Source organism: Microbacterium sp. IEGM 1404 (assembly GCF_030056775.1).
GTDB lineage: Bacteria > Actinomycetota > Actinomycetes > Actinomycetales > Microbacteriaceae > Microbacterium.
In genome coordinates this window covers 535,962-553,611 of the sequence record NZ_JASHKP010000003.1, presented here as the reverse complement: position 1 = coordinate 553,611, position 17,650 = coordinate 535,962, and the positions used below count along the sequence as shown (strand labels likewise).

The 17,650-nt window shown below is 72.0% G+C and carries 14 protein-coding genes; 7 read left to right on the top strand and 7 right to left on the bottom strand.

The annotated features are described in order from the left end of the window. Nucleotides 1-188 precede the first annotated feature (188 nt). On the top strand, nt 189-620 hold the full coding sequence (locus QM517_RS13230) for an Rv3235 family protein (protein WP_077050403.1): 432 nt from the start codon (nt 189-191) through the stop codon (nt 618-620). 7 nt (nt 621-627) lie between these two features. On the opposite strand, the gene QM517_RS13225 is transcribed toward QM517_RS13230, so the two are convergent. After that, the gene (locus QM517_RS13225; protein ID WP_077050404.1) at nt 628-1,854 is read right to left on the bottom strand and encodes a pyridoxal phosphate-dependent aminotransferase; all 1,227 of its coding nucleotides are present in this window, start codon (nt 1,852-1,854) and stop codon (nt 628-630) included. A 113-nt stretch (nt 1,855-1,967) separates the two neighbouring features. Then, nucleotides 1,968-4,769 carry a preprotein translocase subunit SecA gene (gene secA, locus QM517_RS13220; RefSeq protein ID WP_077050405.1) on the bottom strand — a complete coding sequence of 934 codons (2,802 nt, stop codon included), beginning with the start codon at nt 4,767-4,769 and terminating at the stop codon, nt 1,968-1,970. A 181-nt stretch (nt 4,770-4,950) separates the two neighbouring features. On the opposite strand from secA, the gene QM517_RS13215 reads away from it, so the two are divergent. After that, on the top strand, nt 4,951-6,261 hold the full coding sequence (locus tag QM517_RS13215) for a hypothetical protein (protein WP_283287977.1): 1,311 nt from the start codon (nt 4,951-4,953) through the stop codon (nt 6,259-6,261). A gap of 60 nt (nt 6,262-6,321) precedes the next feature. On the opposite strand, the gene hpf is transcribed toward QM517_RS13215, so the two are convergent. The 5 genes from hpf to mtrA all read right to left on the bottom strand — a co-directional run bounded on the left by hpf (nt 6,322) and on the right by mtrA (nt 11,882). Further along, nucleotides 6,322-6,984 carry a ribosome hibernation-promoting factor, HPF/YfiA family gene (hpf, locus tag QM517_RS13210; protein WP_077050407.1) on the bottom strand — a complete coding sequence of 221 codons (663 nt, stop codon included), beginning with the start codon at nt 6,982-6,984 and terminating at the stop codon, nt 6,322-6,324. 93 nt (nt 6,985-7,077) lie between these two features. Beyond that, nucleotides 7,078-7,761, bottom strand: coding sequence for a ComF family protein (locus tag QM517_RS13205; protein ID WP_283287974.1), 684 nt, complete (start codon nt 7,759-7,761; stop codon nt 7,078-7,080). 92 nt (nt 7,762-7,853) lie between these two features. Next, nucleotides 7,854-9,512: an LpqB family beta-propeller domain-containing protein gene (locus tag QM517_RS13200; RefSeq protein WP_283287972.1), complete on the bottom strand. Its 1,659-nt coding sequence runs from the start codon at nt 9,510-9,512 to the stop codon at nt 7,854-7,856. Beyond that, complete coding sequence (mtrB, locus tag QM517_RS13195; RefSeq protein WP_283287970.1) at nt 9,509-11,194, bottom strand: MtrAB system histidine kinase MtrB; 1,686 nt, start codon at nt 11,192-11,194, stop codon at nt 9,509-9,511. Before mtrB ends, QM517_RS13200 begins: the two co-directional genes overlap by 4 nt. A gap of 7 nt (nt 11,195-11,201) precedes the next feature. Beyond that, nucleotides 11,202-11,882 carry an MtrAB system response regulator MtrA gene (gene mtrA, locus QM517_RS13190; RefSeq protein ID WP_077050411.1) on the bottom strand — a complete coding sequence of 227 codons (681 nt, stop codon included), beginning with the start codon at nt 11,880-11,882 and terminating at the stop codon, nt 11,202-11,204. Between the two features lie 160 nt (nt 11,883-12,042). Here mtrA and QM517_RS18705 point away from each other — a divergent pair, with 160 nt between their 5' ends. The 5 genes from QM517_RS18705 to QM517_RS13165 are packed head-to-tail and all read left to right on the top strand — an operon-like array spanning nt 12,043 to nt 17,462. Next, nucleotides 12,043-13,305, top strand: a complete 1,263-nt coding sequence (locus tag QM517_RS18705; RefSeq protein WP_283287968.1) for a glycerophosphoryl diester phosphodiesterase membrane domain-containing protein — start codon at nt 12,043-12,045, stop codon at nt 13,303-13,305. Beyond that, nucleotides 13,302-13,973 (top strand): DUF4129 domain-containing protein, encoded by a 672-nt coding sequence (locus QM517_RS18700; RefSeq protein WP_283287966.1) that lies wholly within the window; start codon nt 13,302-13,304, stop codon nt 13,971-13,973. The genes QM517_RS18705 and QM517_RS18700 overlap by 4 nt, the downstream gene beginning before the upstream one ends. Further along, a complete protein-coding gene (locus QM517_RS13175; RefSeq protein ID WP_283287964.1) occupies nt 13,970-15,136 on the top strand; it encodes a DUF4350 domain-containing protein in 1,167 nt (388 codons plus the stop codon). The genes QM517_RS18700 and QM517_RS13175 overlap by 4 nt, the downstream gene beginning before the upstream one ends. After that, on the top strand, nt 15,133-16,161 hold the full coding sequence (locus QM517_RS13170) for an AAA family ATPase (protein WP_374114689.1): 1,029 nt from the start codon (nt 15,133-15,135) through the stop codon (nt 16,159-16,161). Before QM517_RS13175 ends, QM517_RS13170 begins: the two co-directional genes overlap by 4 nt. Further along, nucleotides 16,161-17,462: a DUF58 domain-containing protein gene (locus tag QM517_RS13165; RefSeq protein ID WP_283287962.1), complete on the top strand. Its 1,302-nt coding sequence runs from the start codon at nt 16,161-16,163 to the stop codon at nt 17,460-17,462. The genes QM517_RS13170 and QM517_RS13165 overlap by 1 nt, the downstream gene beginning before the upstream one ends. Nucleotides 17,463-17,650: the final 188 nt, after the last annotated feature.

Below are 17,650 nucleotides of genomic sequence, written 5' to 3'. Positions count from 1 at the left end.
GTCCGCCGTCCTCCCCCGCACGGATGCCAGGGGCGGCGGCACGGTCGTCGTGACGGGCAATGCGATGGACCCGCGTCTCACCCCCGCGACCCCTGGTCTCCGGGGCGGCGCGCGGTTCGCTTCACCGCCTGTGCCGTCCTAGCGTCGTGCCACAGTCCCCCGGCACACACGAAACACGGAAGTTCCCCATGCCCGCTCCCCTCCTCCGCGGCTCGGAGCACGCCTCCGCCGCCGTCCGACCCGACGCGTTCTTCGCCCCGCAGCGCACCTCGACCGCGCACCTCCCCTCGGCGGAGGTCTTCACCCGCAACGTCGTCCGGGGTGTGCTCGAGGTCTTCGCGGGCGTTCGCGAGGCGGAGCAGCTCGCCCGATGGACGACGGAGGACGTCTACCGGGCCGTCGTCGTCCGCGCGGGCCTCGCTGCGCGGGCCCGCAGCGCCCGACGCATGCCGGCGCCCCGCGACGTGCACGAGATCCGGTCGGTGCACCTCTCCTCGCCCGCCGACGGCGTCGTCGAGGCCACGGTGATCGCCGCGGCGCGGACGCGCACGCGCGCCATCGCCCTCCGCATCGAGGGTCTCGACGGCCGGTGGCGGGTCACCGCCCTGGCGCTGCTGTGACGCCCTCTCAGGGTCGCCAGGACGCCAGGAAGTTGCCCAGCCGCTCCACGGCATCCGAGATCACCCGGGCCTCGGGGAGCGTGACGATGCGCACGTGGTCGGTGGCCGGCCAGTTGAAGCCCGATCCCTGGACGATGAGCACGTGCTCGGCGATCAGGAAGTCGTGCACGAACTTGGCGTCGTCGGGGATCTCGTAGACCTCGGGGTCGAACCGCGGGAAGGCGTACAACGCACCGCGCGGCAGGACGCACGAGACACCCGGGATCGCTTCGAGACCCTTCCACGCGGCATCCCGCTGCTCGTGGAGACGCCCCGTCGGCGCGACGAGCGCGTTGATGGACTGCACCCCCGACAGCGCCGCCTGAACCGCGAACTGCGCCGGCACGTTCGGGCACAGACGAGTGGATGCCAGCAGCGTGATGCCGTGCAGGAACCCCTCGGCGTGATCCTTGGGTCCCGTGATCACGAGCCACCCCGACCGGTACCCCGCCACGCGATACGTCTTGGACAGGCCGTTGAACGTCAGCACGAGCAGATCGGGCGCGACCGTGGCCATCGGAATGTGCACCGCGTCGTCGAACAGGATGCGGTCGTAGATCTCGTCCGACAGCACGAGCAGCGAGTGCTCGCGGGCGATGTCGGCGATGCCCTCGAGCACCTCGCGCGAGTACACCGCACCGGTCGGGTTGTTCGGGTTGATCACGACGATCGCCTTGGTGCGCGGCGTGATCTTCGCCCGGATGTCCTCGAGGTCGGGCTGCCACTCGCGCGATTCGTCGCAGAGGTAGTGCACCGGGGTGCCGCCCCCCAGGCTCGTCATCGCCGTCCACAGCGGGTAGTCCGGGGCCGGGATGAGGACCTCGTCGCCTTCATCGAGCAGCGCCTGCATCGTCATGGTGATCAGCTCGGACACCCCGTTGCCGAGGTACACGTGGTCGGGGTCGACGTGGGGGAAGCCGGGCTCCTGCTCGTAGCGCGACACGACCGCGCGGCGGGCCGACAGGATGCCGCGACTGTCGCTGTACCCGTGCGCGTGGGGCACCGACGCGATCATGTCGCGGACGATCTGGTGCGGCGCCTCGAAGCCGAACGTCGCCGGGTTGCCCGTGTTGAGCTTGAGGATCGAGTGCCCCTCGGCCTCGAGTCGATCGGCCTCGACAAGGGCCTCCCCGCGGATCTCGTAGAGGACGTCCTTCAGCTTCGACGACTGATCGAGGGGGCGCAGCGGGCTCATCGCCTCAGGATATCCCCGGGCCGAACCGGCCAATCGACCACCCGTGGCCTGTCCCGACGCACGGATGCCGTGCTCCCGCGCATCGGCGGGGGCACGGCATCCGTGAGGCGGGGTTACTTCTTCTTGCCGGCGGCGCGACGATCGGCGCGGTTGTTCGCCGCGGGCTCGGGGGCCGCCGTCCGCTGCCCGAAGGCGCCGCGCGGGCCCGAGGGGGCGGCCTCGGCCGCGGGGGCCGTCGCCTGGCCCGCCTGGCGCAGACGGTTCGTCGCCGCCTGCTGCACCTGGCCGCGCTCGTTGCGCACCTCGACCTCGCCGGCGTCGTTCGCGGCGGAGTACTCCAGGCGCTGACCCTCGACGGCCGCGGGGGCGAGGCCCTTCGCCTCGACCTGAGCGCCCTCGTCGCCGTCGCCCTTACGGACTTCGACCTCGAGGTTGTAGAGGAAGCCGGCCGACTCCTCCTTGATCTGCCCCATCATCGACTGGAACATCTGGTAGCCCTCGCGCTGATACTCGATCAGCGGGTCGCGCTGGGCCATCGCGCGCAGGCCGATGCCGTCCTTGAGGTAGTCCATCTCGTACAGGTGCTCGCGCCAGCGGCGATCGAGCACCTGCAGCACGACGCGACGCTCGAGTTCGCGCAGCGCCGGGGCGCCGAGCGTCTGCTCGCGGTTCTCGTAGGCGATGCGGGCGTCGGAGATGATCTCGCGCTTCAGGCCCTCGGGGGTGATACGGCCCTTGTTCCCCCCGGCCTCGGCGACGACCTCGTCGATCGTGACGCTCACCGGGTAGAGGGTCTTCAGCTCGGTCCACAGCGCGTCGAAGTCCCACGACTCGGTGTGACCGCTGCCGGTGTGGTCGTCGATGATGGCCGTGATGGCATCCTCGATGAAGTGCTGCACGCGGTCGGCGATGTCGTCGCCCTGGAGCATGTGGCGACGGTCGGCGTAGATCGCCTCGCGCTGGCGGTTGAGGACGTCATCGTACTTGAGGACGTTCTTGCGCATCTCGGCGTTGCGGGCCTCGACCTGCGACTGCGCGCTCTTGATCGCGCGCGACACGAGGCCCGACTCGATCGCGACGTCGTCGGGGAAGTTCGTGCGGGCCAGGATCGCCTCGGCGGCCCCCGACTGGAACAGGCGCATGAGGTCGTCGGTGAGCGAGAGGTAGAAGCGGCTCTCGCCCGGGTCGCCCTGACGCCCGGAGCGACCGCGCAGCTGGTTGTCGATACGACGCGACTCGTGGCGCTCGGTACCGAGCACGTACAGCCCGCCGGCCTCGGTGACCTTCGCCGCCTCTTCGGCGACCGTGTCGCGGACGGCCTGGTAGACCGAGTCCCACTCGGACTCGTAGGCGTCGGGCGTCTCGACGGGGTCGAGGCCCTTCGCCTTCATCTCGGACACGGCGAGGAACTCGGCGTTCCCGCCGAGCATGATGTCGGTACCGCGACCGGCCATGTTCGTGGCGACCGTGACGGCGCCCAGGCGACCCGCGCGGGCGACGATCTCGGCCTCGCGCGCGTGGTTCTTGGCGTTGAGCACCTCGTGGCGGACGCCCTTCTTCGACAGCAGCCGCGAGAGGTACTCGCTCTTCTCGACGCTGGTCGTTCCGACGAGGACGGGCTGCCCCTTCTCGTGCCGCTCGGCGATGTCCTCCACGACCTGCGCGAACTTTGCCGTCTCGTTCTTGTACACGAGGTCGGGCTGGTCCTTGCGGATCATCGGCTTGTTCGTGGGGATGGGCACCACGCCGAGCTTGTAGGTCGACATGAACTCGGCCGCCTCGGTCTCGGCGGTACCGGTCATGCCCGAGAGCTTCTCGTACAGGCGGAAGTAGTTCTGCAGGGTGACCGTGGCGAGGGTCTGGTTCTCGGCCTTGACCGGGACACCCTCCTTCGCCTCGATCGCCTGGTGGATGCCTTCGTTGTAGCGGCGTCCGACGAGGATGCGGCCGGTGTGCTCGTCGACGATCATAACCTCGTCGTTCATGACGACGTAGTCGGTGTCGCGCTTGAAGAGCGCGATCGCCTTGATCGAGTTGTTGAGGAACGAAATGAGCGGGGTGTTGGCCGACTCGTACAGGTTGTCGATGCCGAGGTAGTCCTCGACCTTCTCGATGCCGGGCTCGAGCACTCCGATCGTGCGCTTCTTCTCGTCGACCTCGTAGTCGACGCCCGCCTCGAGGGTGCGCGCCAGCTTGGCGAACTCGGTGAACCAGCGGTTCGCCTCGCCCGACGCGGGGCCCGAGATGATGAGCGGGGTGCGCGCCTCGTCGATGAGGATCGAGTCGACCTCGTCCACGATGGCGAAGAAGTGGCCGCGCTGCACGAGGTCTTCCTTGCGCCAGGCCATGTTGTCGCGCAGGTAGTCGAAGCCGAACTCGTTGTTCGTGCCGTAGCTGATGTCGGCCTCGTACTGCTCCCGGCGGACCTCGGGCGTCTGACCCGAGACGACGGTGCCCGTCGTCATGCCGAGCGCGCGGTACACGCGGCCCATGAGTTCGGACTGGTAGCTCGCGAGGAAGTCGTTGACCGTGATGACGTGGACGCCCTTGCCCGCGATCGCGTTGAGGTAGGCCGGGAGCGCCGCGGTCAGGGTCTTGCCCTCACCGGTCTTCATCTCGGCGATGTTGCCGAGGTGGAGGGCCGCGCCGCCCATGATCTGCACGTCGTACGGACGCTGGCCGAGCGTGCGCTTGGCGGCCTCGCGGACGGCGGCGAAGGCCTCGGGCATGAGCTGGTCGAGGGTCTCGCCGGCTTCGTACCGCGCGCGCAGTTCGACGGTCTCGTTGCGCAGCTCTTCGTCGGTGAGCTGCTCGTAGTCCTCTTCGAGGGCACCGGTCGCCTTCACGACGCCCTGCAGTCGGCGGAGGATGCGCCCCTCTCCGGCGCGCAGCAGTTTCTCGAGCGGATTGGCCACGAAGCATCTCCATCTATCGGGTGCGGCGCCCTCGTGGACGCCGGCCTGCGTACAGGCATACACGGTCATGCTATCCGTGTTATCCGTTCGTGACCTGCGAGCCCGCTGGCTTTCGTGCTCGCCGTGCGCGCCCGTAGCGAACACCCGGCCCGCTCCGAACAGCCCCGCTTAGGATCGAGCCATGGCCGGTTTCTGGGGTAAGAGGAAGCGCGAAGAGCAGGATGCCGCGGATGCCGATCTGGCACGCCGCGCCGAACTCGCCATCGTCGCCGCCGACGAGCGCGTGCGGCTCACCTCCGACGAACTGGACTTCGCCCGCGCCGAGCTCGGCGACAAGGCCACGGAAGACCTCGCGGCCGCCCTGGATTCGGTCAAGGTGCACCTCGCCGAGGCGTTCCAGCTGCACCAGCTGAACCACGACGAGATCCCCGACACCAAAGAAGAGCTGCGGACGCGGAACGCGCGCATCATCCAGCTCTCGAAGTGGGCCGAGGACCTCCTCGAGGAGCGCACGCTCGTCCTGCAGCCCAAGATCGACGCGGTACGCCGGGCGCCCGAGACGCTGGCCCGCGTCCGCGCCGATCGCGACCGGCTGGCCGAAAGGGTCCCGCACGCCCGCGAGATCGTCGAGCGTCTCGCCCAGCGCTACAGCCCGTCCGCGCTCCAGCAGGTATCGGGCAACCCCGACGAGATCCAGCAGCTCCTCGACTTCGCCGTCCACACCGCCGGGGTCTCCGAGCGCCGTCGCGAGGCCGGTCAGCGCGAGCAGGCGTCGGTGGCGCTGGAAGCGGCGACCGAGGCCGTGCGCCGCGCCGAGTCGCTCCTGGATGCCGTCGACACCTTCGAGATCGAGGCCCTGCGCGCCGAATCGACCCTCGCGGCCGTCATTGACGACTCCCGCGGCGATCTGGTGGACGCGCGGCGGGGCGCGCAGACGCCGGCCGTGCTCCAGGCCATGGCGACGCTCGAGCGGGAGCTCCACGCGCTGCCCGCCGCGGGCGCCCGCACCGACCCGTTCAGCGCGCTCTCCTCGCTCCGTCAGGCCAACGCCGACCTGGATCTCGCTCGCGAGCGCGCGGCGCGACCCGTGCCCTCGCAGGAACAGGTCGAGCACGCCATCGACGACGCCGACCGTCAGCTCGCCGTCGCCCGCGGGCTCATCACGGGCCACCGCGGCTGGATCGGCGCCGACGCGCGCACGCGTTTCGTCGAGGCCGAGCGGCTGCGCGCCGGACTCCCCCTGGGCCCCATCGCGGAGGATCAGCGCGAGACGGCGCTCGCCACGGCACGACGCGCCGGCGGCCTGGCATCCGAGTCCCTCCAGCTGGCTCAGCGCGACATCGAGCAGTCCCGCCCCGATGACTGGGGCGGTAACGGCTACGGCCGCGGCGGCTACGGCCGCGGGGGCGGGATGGGCGGCGGGAACATGGTGGGCGGAATGCTCGGCGGCCTCGTCATCGGCTCGCTGCTGGGCGACATCTTCGACGGCTGAGTCGTCGGCGCACGAAAGCGGGGCCCCGTCCGATGGACGGGGCCCCGCTTTCGTCGACGGTCAGGAAGCGACCGCGACCTCTGGCGAAGCCTGGGTGCCCAGGGCGATGACGCCGTAGTCCCAGCCCTTCCGGCGGTAGACGACACTCGGGTGGTCGGTGCGCGCGTCGATGAACAGGAAGAAGTCATGGCCGACCAGTTCCATCCGGTCGACGGCGTCTTCCACCGTCATCCACTCGGCGCCGAACTCCTTCTGCCGGATGACGACCGGGCAGTACTCCTCTTCTTCGGCGGCCTCCGCCTGCACGGGCACGGAACCCGTCGCCACCGCGCGGAGGACGTCCACCGAGGCGGGTTCGACGTCGATGCCGGCGAGCTCGCCGGTTCCCTTCTCGAACTTGGCACCGCGCGGGTGGTTGCGGGCGTCCACGCGCTTCTGCTTCGCGCGTCGCACCTGCTCCGAGATCTTGTCGACCGCCAGGTCGAGGGCGGCGAACTTGTCGGTGTCGGTCGCCTCCGCGCGGACCACGGGACCCTTCCCGTCGAGGGTGAGCTCGACCGTATCGTCCTCCATCCGGCCGTTGCGATAGGAGCGATGCGTCACCTTGACTTCGAGCGTGTTCGCGCGGGGCGCGAGGTGCTCGATCCGGCTGACCTTCTCTTCGACCACCGAGCGGAAACGGTCGGTGATACCGACTCCCACGCCCACGATGCTGGTGTCCATCCGTGACCTCCTTGTTCCGGGTTCCGCCGGTCTAAGGGCGGAACAGCCGTCGCCTTCAGTCCCCCTCACGGTAGTCGGGTGGACACCCCGATGTCACGTAATAATCACCTCCGATTCGCGTGTGGATCCGCCGCGTCTCGGCGTGTACGCGAGCGTGACGGCGACGATGCGGTCGACCCCCGCGTCCCGGAGCGCCGACACCGCATCCCGGAGGGTGGCGCCGGTGGTGACGACGTCGTCCACCACGACGACGGAGCCCGCGAGCGGGGCGCGCGCGGCGAAGAGACCCGCGACGTTGGCCCGGCGCGCGGCGCGGCCGAGACCACGCTGATCGGCGGAGGCGCGGCGCATCCGCAGCAGCGGAACGGTCCGGGCCCCAGCCCTGCGCACGAGGAGGTCGACGGGACGGTAGCCGCGGCGCCGGTCGGCCGCGCGTGAGGCCGGGATGGTCGTGACGGTCGCCCCGGCCGGGGCGGCGGCGAGCGCCGCGGCGAGCGCCGGCCCCAGGGCGCCGGCGAGGCCCGTCCGGCCGTCGGACTTCATCGCGCGGATGACACGCGCGGCGACGCCGTCGAACTCGAGCGCGCTGATCACCTCGACATCGGGGAGCAGCGGGCGCCGGACGACCCGCGGGGCCAGGGCGGCGCGGCATCCCTCGCACACGTCGACGTCGAGCGCGCCGCACCCCGCGCACGCCACCGGGAACCAGAACGCCAGCGCGTCGACCACGGCCTCGCGGATGGCGCGCGTCCACACCGCCGGAAGAGAAGACCCCATGTCGGCAGGATGGCGCCTCACCGCGTGCTCCCGCGGGGGCGGGGACCCCTTCCGGGGAGGGATCCGTCCCGACCCCGCCCGGGGAGGACGGGTCAGGACGTGGTGCCCTGCTGCACCGCGAGGACGCGGATGTCACTGGCGACGAGGGTCCACGAGCTACCGCGGCGACTGAAGAGGCGACCGGAGTCGTCGAGGATGCGCACGGTCGCACTGCCTCCGGCGATCGCCTTCGCGCTCTCGGGGACGGGCCCCACGGTCCCCCGTCCCCCGACGTTGAGCTCGTCGAGCCGCGCCGCGCCGTCGACCGACGTCAACACGCCGACGACGGTGTCGTCCAGCCACGCGAGATCGAACGCGCCCGGTTCCGAGAACGACAGCACGTGCGGCGGGCCGAGGCTGACCGCGTTCCCCTCGCGCACGATGCCCGCCAGCCACACCTCCCGGACCCCCGCGACGGTCACGATCGCCGCGACGCGCGTGCCGTCGCGCGAGATCTGGAAGGACACCACCTCGGAGGCATCCGGCCAGGCGTTGCCGATGTCGCGCGGAACCCCCTGCGGTGTGTACGCGCGCAGCTGCGAGGGAGCGGACCGCGGAACGCTCCAGATCTCGCCCGTCGCGTCGATGGACGGGGGCAGCAGACCCGCGCGGTCGTCGAGGAGGAACGTGCCGCCGTCGGCGAGCGCGCTCGCCACCGCCCCCTGCTGCGTGAGCACGGCGGCGAGGCTGCGGTCGGCCTCGAGTTCGACGCTCGTGGGGGCGAGCGACTCCACCGCGTCGGAGAGGGTGGGGATCGTCTCGACCGTCTCGCCGCTGAGCACCCCGAACGTCCCGTCCGTGGTCAGCACGGCCGGCGACGGGTCGACCCGGGTGACCTTCACCGGCAGCTCGGTCGCGGCGATCGGCGTCCCGTCGACCGTCATCTGCGCCTCGCTGATCCCGGCCGTGGCCAGACTGCGGGTCAACTGCGTCTGCATGCGGTCGAGGGTGGTGCGATCCAGACTCAGCGCCGCTTGGGGCAGTTGCACCTGCGCGACGCCGCTCGAGGAGAGCGTCACCGAACGCCCCACCAGGGACAGCCCATCGGGGAAGGCGTTCTTCACGGCGCCCGAGAGCCAGGCGCTGGGCTGCCCGTCGACCAGGGCGGTCGTGATCCGGCTGGCCACGAGCGGGCGCGGGAACCACCGGACGTCGGGGACGATGAAACTCCACGTGGGGTCGAAGTACGCCACCGATGCCGCCTGATAGACGGTCGGGAAGACCTCCTCGTAGAGCACGACGCCGTCGGGGGCCGACGTGATCCGCCACTGGTCGTCGACACGCGCGAGGGTGAACGACAGGGTCTCGGTGGCCCCGCTCACCGCCGGAGAATAGGCGCCGTCGGCATCCACGCCGGCGATCGTCGAGAGTTGCACGCTGACGGAGGTCCCGTCCGGAACGGCCGTCGCACGACGGTCGGCGAGGCGGTCGATCGTCACCCGGGCGCGCGGGTCCCACTGGGTGCCGGGCGCGAGGAAGAGCTTGGCCGTGGCCCAATCGTCGGCGGGGCCGGACCCCGCGCGCAGGAAGCCCTCGACGATCTCGGCGGGCGAGGCGTCTTCGAGGGGACCGTCCGGGACGAAGGCGAACTGCTGCGTCTGGTCGCCCTCCGGTCCGCGACCCGGGTTGACGTATCCCGTCGTGGGCAGACCGGTGCACGCGGAGAGGACCAGGACGAGCAGCAGGCTCAGGCCCGCGAATGCGCGCTTCATGAAGGCGTCCTCCCCGTCCGTCCGAGCGAGATCGGCTGCGTCAGTCCGAGCGCTTCGAGCGCGCCGCCCTGCTCGTCGTCCGGGACCAGGGGCAGCGGCGACCCGCCGAGCGGACGCCCGTCGCGCGGAAGTGTGAGCAGGAAGTTCGAGCCGTGGCCGAGTTCCGACCACACCGACAGCGTGCCGCCGTGGAGCCGCGCGTCGCCCAGGGCGATGGAGAGCCCGAGACCCGTCCCGCCGATCGTCCGCACGCGCGAGGGATCCGCGCGCCAGAAGCGGTCGAACACGCGCTCCACATCTTCGGTTCGCATGCCGAGGCCGAAATCGCGGACGCTGAGGGCGACGGCATCCCGGTCGCTGTCGACGGAGACGACGATCGGACGCCCCTCCCCGTGCTCGATCGCGTTGCCGAGGAGGTTGCGCACGATCCTGCGCACCCGCCTCCCGTCCATGTCGATGGGGGTGTAGCCGCCGGGGGCGACCAGGCGGACGTCGCTGCCGTGCTGGTGGGCGAGCTGCTCCATCGACGCGATGACGTCCTCCGCCAGGTGGGCCATGCTCGTGGGCTCGAGTTCGAGCTGCACCGATCCGGCGTCGTAGCGGCTGATCTCGAGGAGGTCGGTCAGGAGCACCTCGAAGCGCTGCACCTGCGCGTGCAGCAGCTCGGCGGCACGGGCCGTGGTCGGCTCGAACTCCGCGCGCTGGTCGTTGATCATGTCGGCGGCGAGGCGGATCGTCGTCAGCGGCGTCCGCAGCTCGTGCGACACGTCCGAGACGAACCTCTGCTGCACGAGCGAGAGGTCGGCCAGCTCCTTGATCTGGGATTCGATGCTGTCGGCCATCGCGTTGAACGAGCGGTTCAGGGTGGCCAGCTCGTCCTCGCCGCGGACGGGCAGGCGGACCCCCAGGTCGCCCGCCGCGAGCTTGGCGCTGGTCTCGGCGGCATCCGCGATCGGAGTCGTCACCGATCGGAGCACGACCCAGGCGATGGCCCCGATGAGCACGACGAGCACCAACCCGACCACCCACAGCAGCACCTGGACGAACGCGAGCGTCTGAGAGGCGCTGGAGAGGTCGTACCCCATGTAGAGCTCGTAGTAGTCGACCCCGTCCTGGGCGGGGAAACGCAACTGGTGACCGACCAGGATGCCGGGCACCTCGCGCCCGGTGTCGGAGGGCAACGCCACCGACTGCCACCACTGCAGGTCGGGGTTGGACTGCACCTGGGTCCGCAGGGCGTCGGTGACGATCCCCGAGTCGAACGCCGGCGAGATGAACGGTTGCGGCGCCAGAGGAGAAGCGGGACCGATGCGGTACAGGGCGATCAGGTCGCTCGAGGACTGCTGCGACAGGCGCGTGGCGATGCCGTTCATCAGCGTCTGCGCCGCCGCCGGATCGGTCGAGTCCACCGCGGCATCCAGAGTCGCCTGGGCCGCCGCCGTCGCGCGCTGGGCCTCGAGGAGCACCTGGTCCTTCCGGGCGGTGAAGAGCTCGTTCTGGATGACGAGCGCCATCGCCACGCAGGTGACGAGGATCGTCGCGGCCGTCAGCGCGACGGTGATGACGATCGTGCGGAACCGCAGCGATCGACGCCACAGGGTCGCCAGACGGTCGCGGATGCCACGCCAGTCGATGGGCCGCCTCACCCGGGAGACCGGGATCGTGCGCACCGCGCCCGTCATGAGGGTCTCAAGCCACCGCGCCGGCGCGATAGCCCACCCCGCGCACGGTGGTCACGATGCGGGGGTTGTCGGGGTCGGCCTCGACCTTGGCGCGCAGGCGCTGGACGTGCACGTTGACCAGGCGCGTGTCGGCCTTGTAGTGGTATCCCCAGACCTGTTCGAGCAGCATCTCGCGCGAGAAGACCTGCTGCGGTTTCTCGGCGAGGGCCACGAGGAGCTCGAACTCGAGCGGGGTCAGCGCGATCGGGCTCTCGCCGCGGCGGACCTCGTGCGCGGCGACGTCGACGACGAGGTCGCCGATCCGCAGGGTCTCGTCGACCGCCGCCGCGGCCGGACGCAGGCGCGTGCGGATGCGGGCGACGAGCTCTTTGGGGTTGAACGGCTTGACGATGTAGTCGTCGGCCCCGGATTCCAACCCCTTCACGACGTCGGCGGTGTCGGTGCGGGCGGTGAGCATGATGATCGGGATGCCGGACTCCGCGCGCACGCGCGTGCAGATCTCGATGCCGTCGACGCCGGGCAGCATGAGGTCGAGGAGGATCAGATCGGGACGCTCGGTGCGCCACGCGTCGACCGCCTGTGCGCCGTCCGCGCAGAACACGGTCTCGAATCCCTCGGTGCGCAGCACGATGCCGATCATCTCGGCGAGCGCGGTGTCGTCGTCGACAACCAGGATCCGTGAAGTCATCGGGTGTACGTCTTCCGTCTCGGCCCCGTTCGGGAACGGGTAACGCGCCGCGGGTGGGGCGCATCACCCCGAGCGTAGTCGACGTGTCCGGGATGAGGCCGAGCGTGTCCGGGGTGTGTGACACGATGAGGACACAGCCGACCGCCGAGGAGGCGTCATCGTGACCGCGTACCCCGCCTGGACGCCGGCCTCGCGCGCCGGGATCGTTCCGCTGCATCCGTACGGGTTCGGCACCATCCTCGGCCGCTCGTTCGTGGCGCTGCGCCACAACCCGCGCGTGCTGCTGGGCTTCGCCCTCGTCGTGCAGACCGTCGCCTACGTCATCGTCACGGCAGCCATCGCCGGGGTGGCGGTCGCGAGCTTCTCGCGCCTGGACACCCTCGTCGAGGGCAGCGACGCGTTCGATGCCGTCCTGACCGGGTCCATCGCCCTGACGGGCGTCGCCGCCCTGGTGCTCGGGGCTCTCGCCGGCGCTCTCGGCATCCTCGTCCAGGCCGTCGTCGTCACCGAGGTCGCCTCCGCGGTCGTCGCCGAGAAGCCGACGCTGCGCGAGGCGTGGCTGCGGGTGCGCCCCGTCTTCTTCCGCCTCCTCGGCTACGCCCTGCTGACCCTCCTGGCCTCGGTCGTCGTCCTCGCGATCCTCGGCGGGATCGCGGTCCTCGCGGGCTGGGCGGTCCTCCCGCTCGGGATCGTGCTGGGCGTCCTGTTCGCCCTCGGACTCATCCCCCTCTACGCCTGGCTGTCGACCAAACTCTTCCTCGTCCCCTCCGCGATGATCCTCGAGGGCGTCGGCATCCGGCGCGCCATCGCGCGGTCCTGGGTGCTGACGCGACGGCGCTTCTGGTCGACGTTCGGCGTGATCGTCGTCATCTCCCTCGCCTTCGGCTTCGTCGCACAGGTCATCTCGATCCCGCTGAGCCTGCTCTCGGGTGGGATCTCCGCGATCATCGCGCCGACCGCAGCCGAGAACCCCAGCGCGATCGTGGCGTTCGTGGTGATCCAGTTCGTCGGGCAGATCGGCATCCTGCTGGTCCAGTGCATCGCGGTCGTGGTCCAGTCGACCTCGGCGGTCCTGGTGTACGTGGACGCGCGGATGCGCGTCGAGGGTCTCGACCACGACCTCTCCGTCTACGTCGAGGCGCGCGACGCGGGGGCGGCCGCACTGCCCGACCCCTACCGCGCCGGCATCGGCCGCACGATCGCGCCCGCTCCGGCGTGGGGGACGCCGCCTGCTCCGGGGTGGCCCGCGCCACCCGCCGGCGGCGCGGCCTGGCCCGCGCCGACCCCGACGACGGCGGCGCCGCCGACCGCGTCGCCCGCCACCACGCCCGCACCCCCCGCGGCCGCACCGCCGCACCCGCCCGTCCCGCCGTCCGACCCGACCGCATGGGCGGCCCCCGGCGGCCCGCCCGCGGGTTCGTGATCACGGCCCTCCGGGCGCTGGTGAGCGCCGTCCCGCTGCTCCCCGACCCGGACGAGGCCCGGGAGTGGGCCGAGCGCGAGCTCGCCGACCCGGTCTACCGCGCCGCCGAGCCGACGCCCTTCGACCGGGCGGCGCGGGCGGTCCTGGACTTCCTGGAGCGGCTGTTCACCGCCCCGGTGTCGGGCGACTGGGGTCCGTGGGCGTTCGTCGTGCTGGCCGTCCTCGTCATCGCCGCGATCATCGTGGCGCTGCTGATCTGGGGCCGTCCGCGCGTCACCGCCCGGGCCCGCCCGGCCGCGCGCGCCCTCTTCGACGAGGACGACGGACGGTCCGCCGACGAGCTCCGCGCCGACGCCGCGGCGGCGGCCGAGCGCGACGATTGGGACGCCGCGACCGTGCTCCGGTTCCGCGCGTTCGCACGCGGACTCACCGAGCGCGGCATCGTGGACCCGCCGCCCGGCGCCACAGCGCGCGCGTTCGCCCGGTCCGCCGGCGACGCGCTCCCCGCGCTCGGCTCGTCCGGGCTCGCCGCGGCGGCGGTGTTCGACGACGTGCGGTATCTCGGACGCCCCGGCACGGCCGACGCCTATGCCCTCGTCCGTCGCCTCGACGAGACCGCCGTGGCATCCCGCGTCGGAATCCCGGATGCCGGGGCGGTCGCGCCGTGACGTCTGTCGCCGCAGCTCCCCTCCGGCGTCGCCGAACCGCGATCGGGTGGATCGCGCTCGTCGCCGCCCTGGCCGTCGTCGCACTCTTCGGCACGACCCTGGTGTTCGGCGGGTGGACGCAGCGCGATGCGCTCGACCCCGACTCCCCGGCGCCCGACGGCACCCGCGCCGTCGTGCGCCTCCTCGAGCAGCAGGGCGTCTCGGTCACCGTCGTCCGCGATCTCGCCGCCGCCGAACGCGCGCTCGACGCCGCGCCGAGCATGCTCGTGATGCGCGATGCACCGATGCTCAGCGACGCGGCACTGCGCCGCCTCACCGCGGACGCGGGCGACGTCGTGCTCGTCGAACCGCGCTCACGCAGCCTGGACGTCCTGCTGAACGGTTCCGCGCTCGGAGACGTCGTCGAGGATCGTTCGACCCCTCCGGCGTGCGACGTTCCCGCCGCCCGGGCCGCGGGCTCGGCGCACGTGGGCGAGCTGTACGTGCCCGGCGACGGCGTGACCGGCTGCTACCCGACGGACGGCGGGTTCGGCGTCCTCGTCCACGACCAGGGAGACAGGACGGTCGCGGCGGTGGACGGACTGTCCGTCCTCACCAACCGGGCCCTCCCCCTCGAGGGCGACGCCGCCCTCGCCCTCGGTCTCCTCGGGCGCGCGCCCGCGCTCGTCTGGTACGTGCCCTCCCTCGCCGACGCCGACACCGGCACCGCCGTCCCCACGCTCGGCGAACTCACCCCCGGGTGGGTGACGCCGGCGATGGTGCTGCTGCTGATCGCCGGGCTCACGGCCGCGGTGTGGCGCGGACGCCGGTTCGGGCCGCTCGTGACCGAGCGCCTGCCGGTGACGGTCCGCGCGAACGAGACGACCGAGGGACGAGCCCGGCTCTACGCCGCCTCCGGGGATGCCGCCCACGCTCTCGACGAACTGCGCCGTGCCGCCCGTCGCCGGCTGGTGCGGCTGCTCGGCCTGTCGGCCCGGACGCCCGCGGAACAACTCGCGGACGCGGTGGCCGAGCGGCTCGGGACCGACCGCGCGATCGTGCGCGGCATCCTGATCGACGACCTCCCCCGCACCGACCGCGAGCTCGTCGCGGCCAGCGACCGACTGCGCGATCTCGAGACGAGCGTCCGCGCGACACTCCGAACGGAAAGGACCCCCCGATGACCGACAGTCCTCTCGGCTCCCCCGACCACGCCGCTCCCGCACCCGCGTCGGACGCGCCGCGAACGGGGGCCGACGACGCGGCCCTGCGTCAGGCGATGCACCGTGTGCGCACAGAGGTCGGCAAGGCCGTCGTCGGCCAGGACGGCACGATCACCGGACTGCTCATCGCTCTCCTGTCGCGCGGCCACGTGCTCCTCGAGGGCGTGCCGGGCGTCGCCAAGACCCTGCTCGTGCGGTCCTTCAGCCGGGCGCTCGGCCTCGACACGCGACGCGTGCAGTTCACCCCCGACCTCATGCCCGGAGACGTCACCGGTTCGCTCGTCTACGACGCCCGCTCGGGGGAGTTCGAATTCCGCGCCGGACCCGTGTTCACGCACGTGCTCCTCGCCGACGAGATCAACCGCACGCCCCCGAAGACGCAGGCGGCCCTGTTGGAGGCGATGGAGGAACGCCAGGTCTCGTCCGACGGCGTCAGCCGTCCGCTTCCCGACCCGTTCCTGGTCGCCGCGACCCAGAACCCGGTCGAACACGAGGGCACCTACACGCTCCCCGAGGCTCAACTCGACCGCTTCCTCCTCAAGCTCGTGGTCGATCTGCCGGATAGGGATGCCGAAGTCGACGTCCTCCGCCGCCACGCGGGCGGGTTCGATCCGCGACGCCTGGGCGAGGCCGGAGTGGATGCCGTCGTCACGGCGCCGGAGATCCTCGCGGCGCAGCGCGCGGCGGCATCCGTCGCCGTCGCCGACGACGTGCTCGGTTACGTCGTCGACCTCGCCCGGGCCACGCGGCAGAGCCCGTCCGTGCTGCTCGGGGTGAGTCCGCGCGCGTCGACCGGACTCCTCGCCGCGGCGAAGGCGTGGGCGTGGCTCGGGGGCTACCCCGCCATCACGCCCGACCACGTGCAGACGATGCTCGTGCCCGTGTGGCGCCACCGGATCCGGCCGCGACCCGAAGCCGAGATCGAGGGCGTGTCGGTGGATGCCGTCCTCGCCTCGGTCCTGCAGCAGACGCGCGTTCCGCTCTGATGCACGTCACCGGTCGTCTGGCCCTGCTCGTCGCCCTCGGCGTCCTCCCGCTGATCCTGCTCACCTCCGCGGGGGCCGGACCCTGGACCGTCGTCGGTGGCTGGCTCGCGCTGTGCGCGGGACTGACGGCGGCCGACGTCCTGCTCGCCGCGAGCCCCCGCGCGATCGAGATCACCCGGCGGCTCCCCGAACGCGCTCTGCGGGATGAACCGGTCGCCGGAGAAGTGCGGGTCCGCAACCTGGGCCGACGGATGCTGCGCGCCCGCGTGCGCGACGCATGGCAGCCCACGGCAGGGGCCCCACCCGAGCGGCTGCGATTCGTCGTGCCGCCGGGCGAGCGTCGAGGTGCCCCGCTGCCGCTGCGTCCCCGGCGTCGCGGCGAGCTGCGGAGCGAGTTCGTCGTCGTGCGGTCGGACGGGCCGTTGCGCCTGGCCGGGCGGCAGGCGACGATCCCGGCACCGGCGAGGCTGCGCGTGCTCCCGCCCTTCACGTCGCGGCGGCATCTGCCCTCGCGTCTGGCGCGTCTGCGCGAGCTCGACGGCAACACGACCCTCCAGGTGCGCGGTGCCGGAACGGAGTTCGACAGCCTGCGCGAGTACGTCCGCGGCGACGACGTGCGCTCGATCGACTGGCGCGCCACGGCGCGCGCGGGAACGACGATGCTGCGCACCTGGCGGCCGGAGCGCGACCGGCACGTCGTGATCGTCATCGACACCGGCCGGACGGCTGCGGCGCGGGTGGGCGACGGCACTCGGCTGGACGCCGCGATGGAGGCGGCACTGCTCCTCTCCGCCCTCGCGGTGCGGGCGGGCGACCACGTGCACCTGCTGATGTTCGACCGGGTGACCCGGGCCCGCGTCACCCGCGTCGACGGCTCGGGACTGCTCCCCGCACTCGTGGACGCGATGGCGCCCGTCGAACCGCAGCTCATCGACACCGACTGGAATGCCGCCTTCACCCAGGTGCGCGGTCTCACGCAGCGCCCGGCTCTCGTCGTGCTGGTGACCGCCGCCGACGATCCGGAGGCGGCGCGCGCGTTCCTCGCGTCCCTCCCCGCCGTGGCGGCGCGGTCGCGCCTGCTCGTGGCGACGGCCACGGACGGCCCCGGCGAGGCACCCGAGCTCGACGACGCCGCCGCCGTGTACGCCGCCGCGGCGGTGGAGCGTGCGCGGTCCGACGCCGATCGCGTGCGCGAGGCCGTCGTGAGGGCGGGCGGCGATGCCGTCTCGGCCTCGGCCGACGACCTGCCCCCGCTCGTGGCCGACCGGTATCTCGCGCTCAAGGCGGCCGGGCGACTGTGACGACGCCGGTTCACCGCCGCGGGTCGAGCCGCGCGACGCGCGGCGACACCGTCGCGGCACCGTCGGGACGGCGACGAACTCGGCATCCGCTGGCGTAGCACACACTCCCCATGCAGCCGGTCGCATACGTCGCGGCTTATCCTGGGGGGTACCCTTCCAGCCGCCGGCGTGTCCCTCCGCGCGCGGCT

What these genes read in the sequence shown, in the direction of transcription:
- QM517_RS13230 (WP_077050403.1), top strand. Translation starts at nt 189, where the DNA reads ATGCCCGCTCCCCTCCTCCGCGGCTCGGAGCACGCCTCCGCCGCCGTC.
- QM517_RS13225 (WP_077050404.1), bottom strand. Translation starts at nt 1,854, where the DNA reads ATGAGCCCGCTGCGCCCCCTCGATCAGTCGTCGAAGCTGAAGGACGTC.
- QM517_RS13215 (WP_283287977.1), top strand. Translation starts at nt 4,951, where the DNA reads ATGGCCGGTTTCTGGGGTAAGAGGAAGCGCGAAGAGCAGGATGCCGCG.
- hpf (WP_077050407.1), bottom strand. Translation starts at nt 6,984, where the DNA reads ATGGACACCAGCATCGTGGGCGTGGGAGTCGGTATCACCGACCGTTTC.
- QM517_RS13205 (WP_283287974.1), bottom strand. Translation starts at nt 7,761, where the DNA reads ATGGGGTCTTCTCTTCCGGCGGTGTGGACGCGCGCCATCCGCGAGGCC.
- QM517_RS13200 (WP_283287972.1), bottom strand. Translation starts at nt 9,512, where the DNA reads ATGAAGCGCGCATTCGCGGGCCTGAGCCTGCTGCTCGTCCTGGTCCTC.
- mtrB (WP_283287970.1), bottom strand. Translation starts at nt 11,194, where the DNA reads ATGACGGGCGCGGTGCGCACGATCCCGGTCTCCCGGGTGAGGCGGCCC.
- mtrA (WP_077050411.1), bottom strand. Translation starts at nt 11,882, where the DNA reads ATGACTTCACGGATCCTGGTTGTCGACGACGACACCGCGCTCGCCGAG.
- QM517_RS13170 (WP_374114689.1), top strand. Translation starts at nt 15,133, where the DNA reads ATGACCGACAGTCCTCTCGGCTCCCCCGACCACGCCGCTCCCGCACCC.
- QM517_RS13165 (WP_283287962.1), top strand. Translation starts at nt 16,161, where the DNA reads ATGCACGTCACCGGTCGTCTGGCCCTGCTCGTCGCCCTCGGCGTCCTC.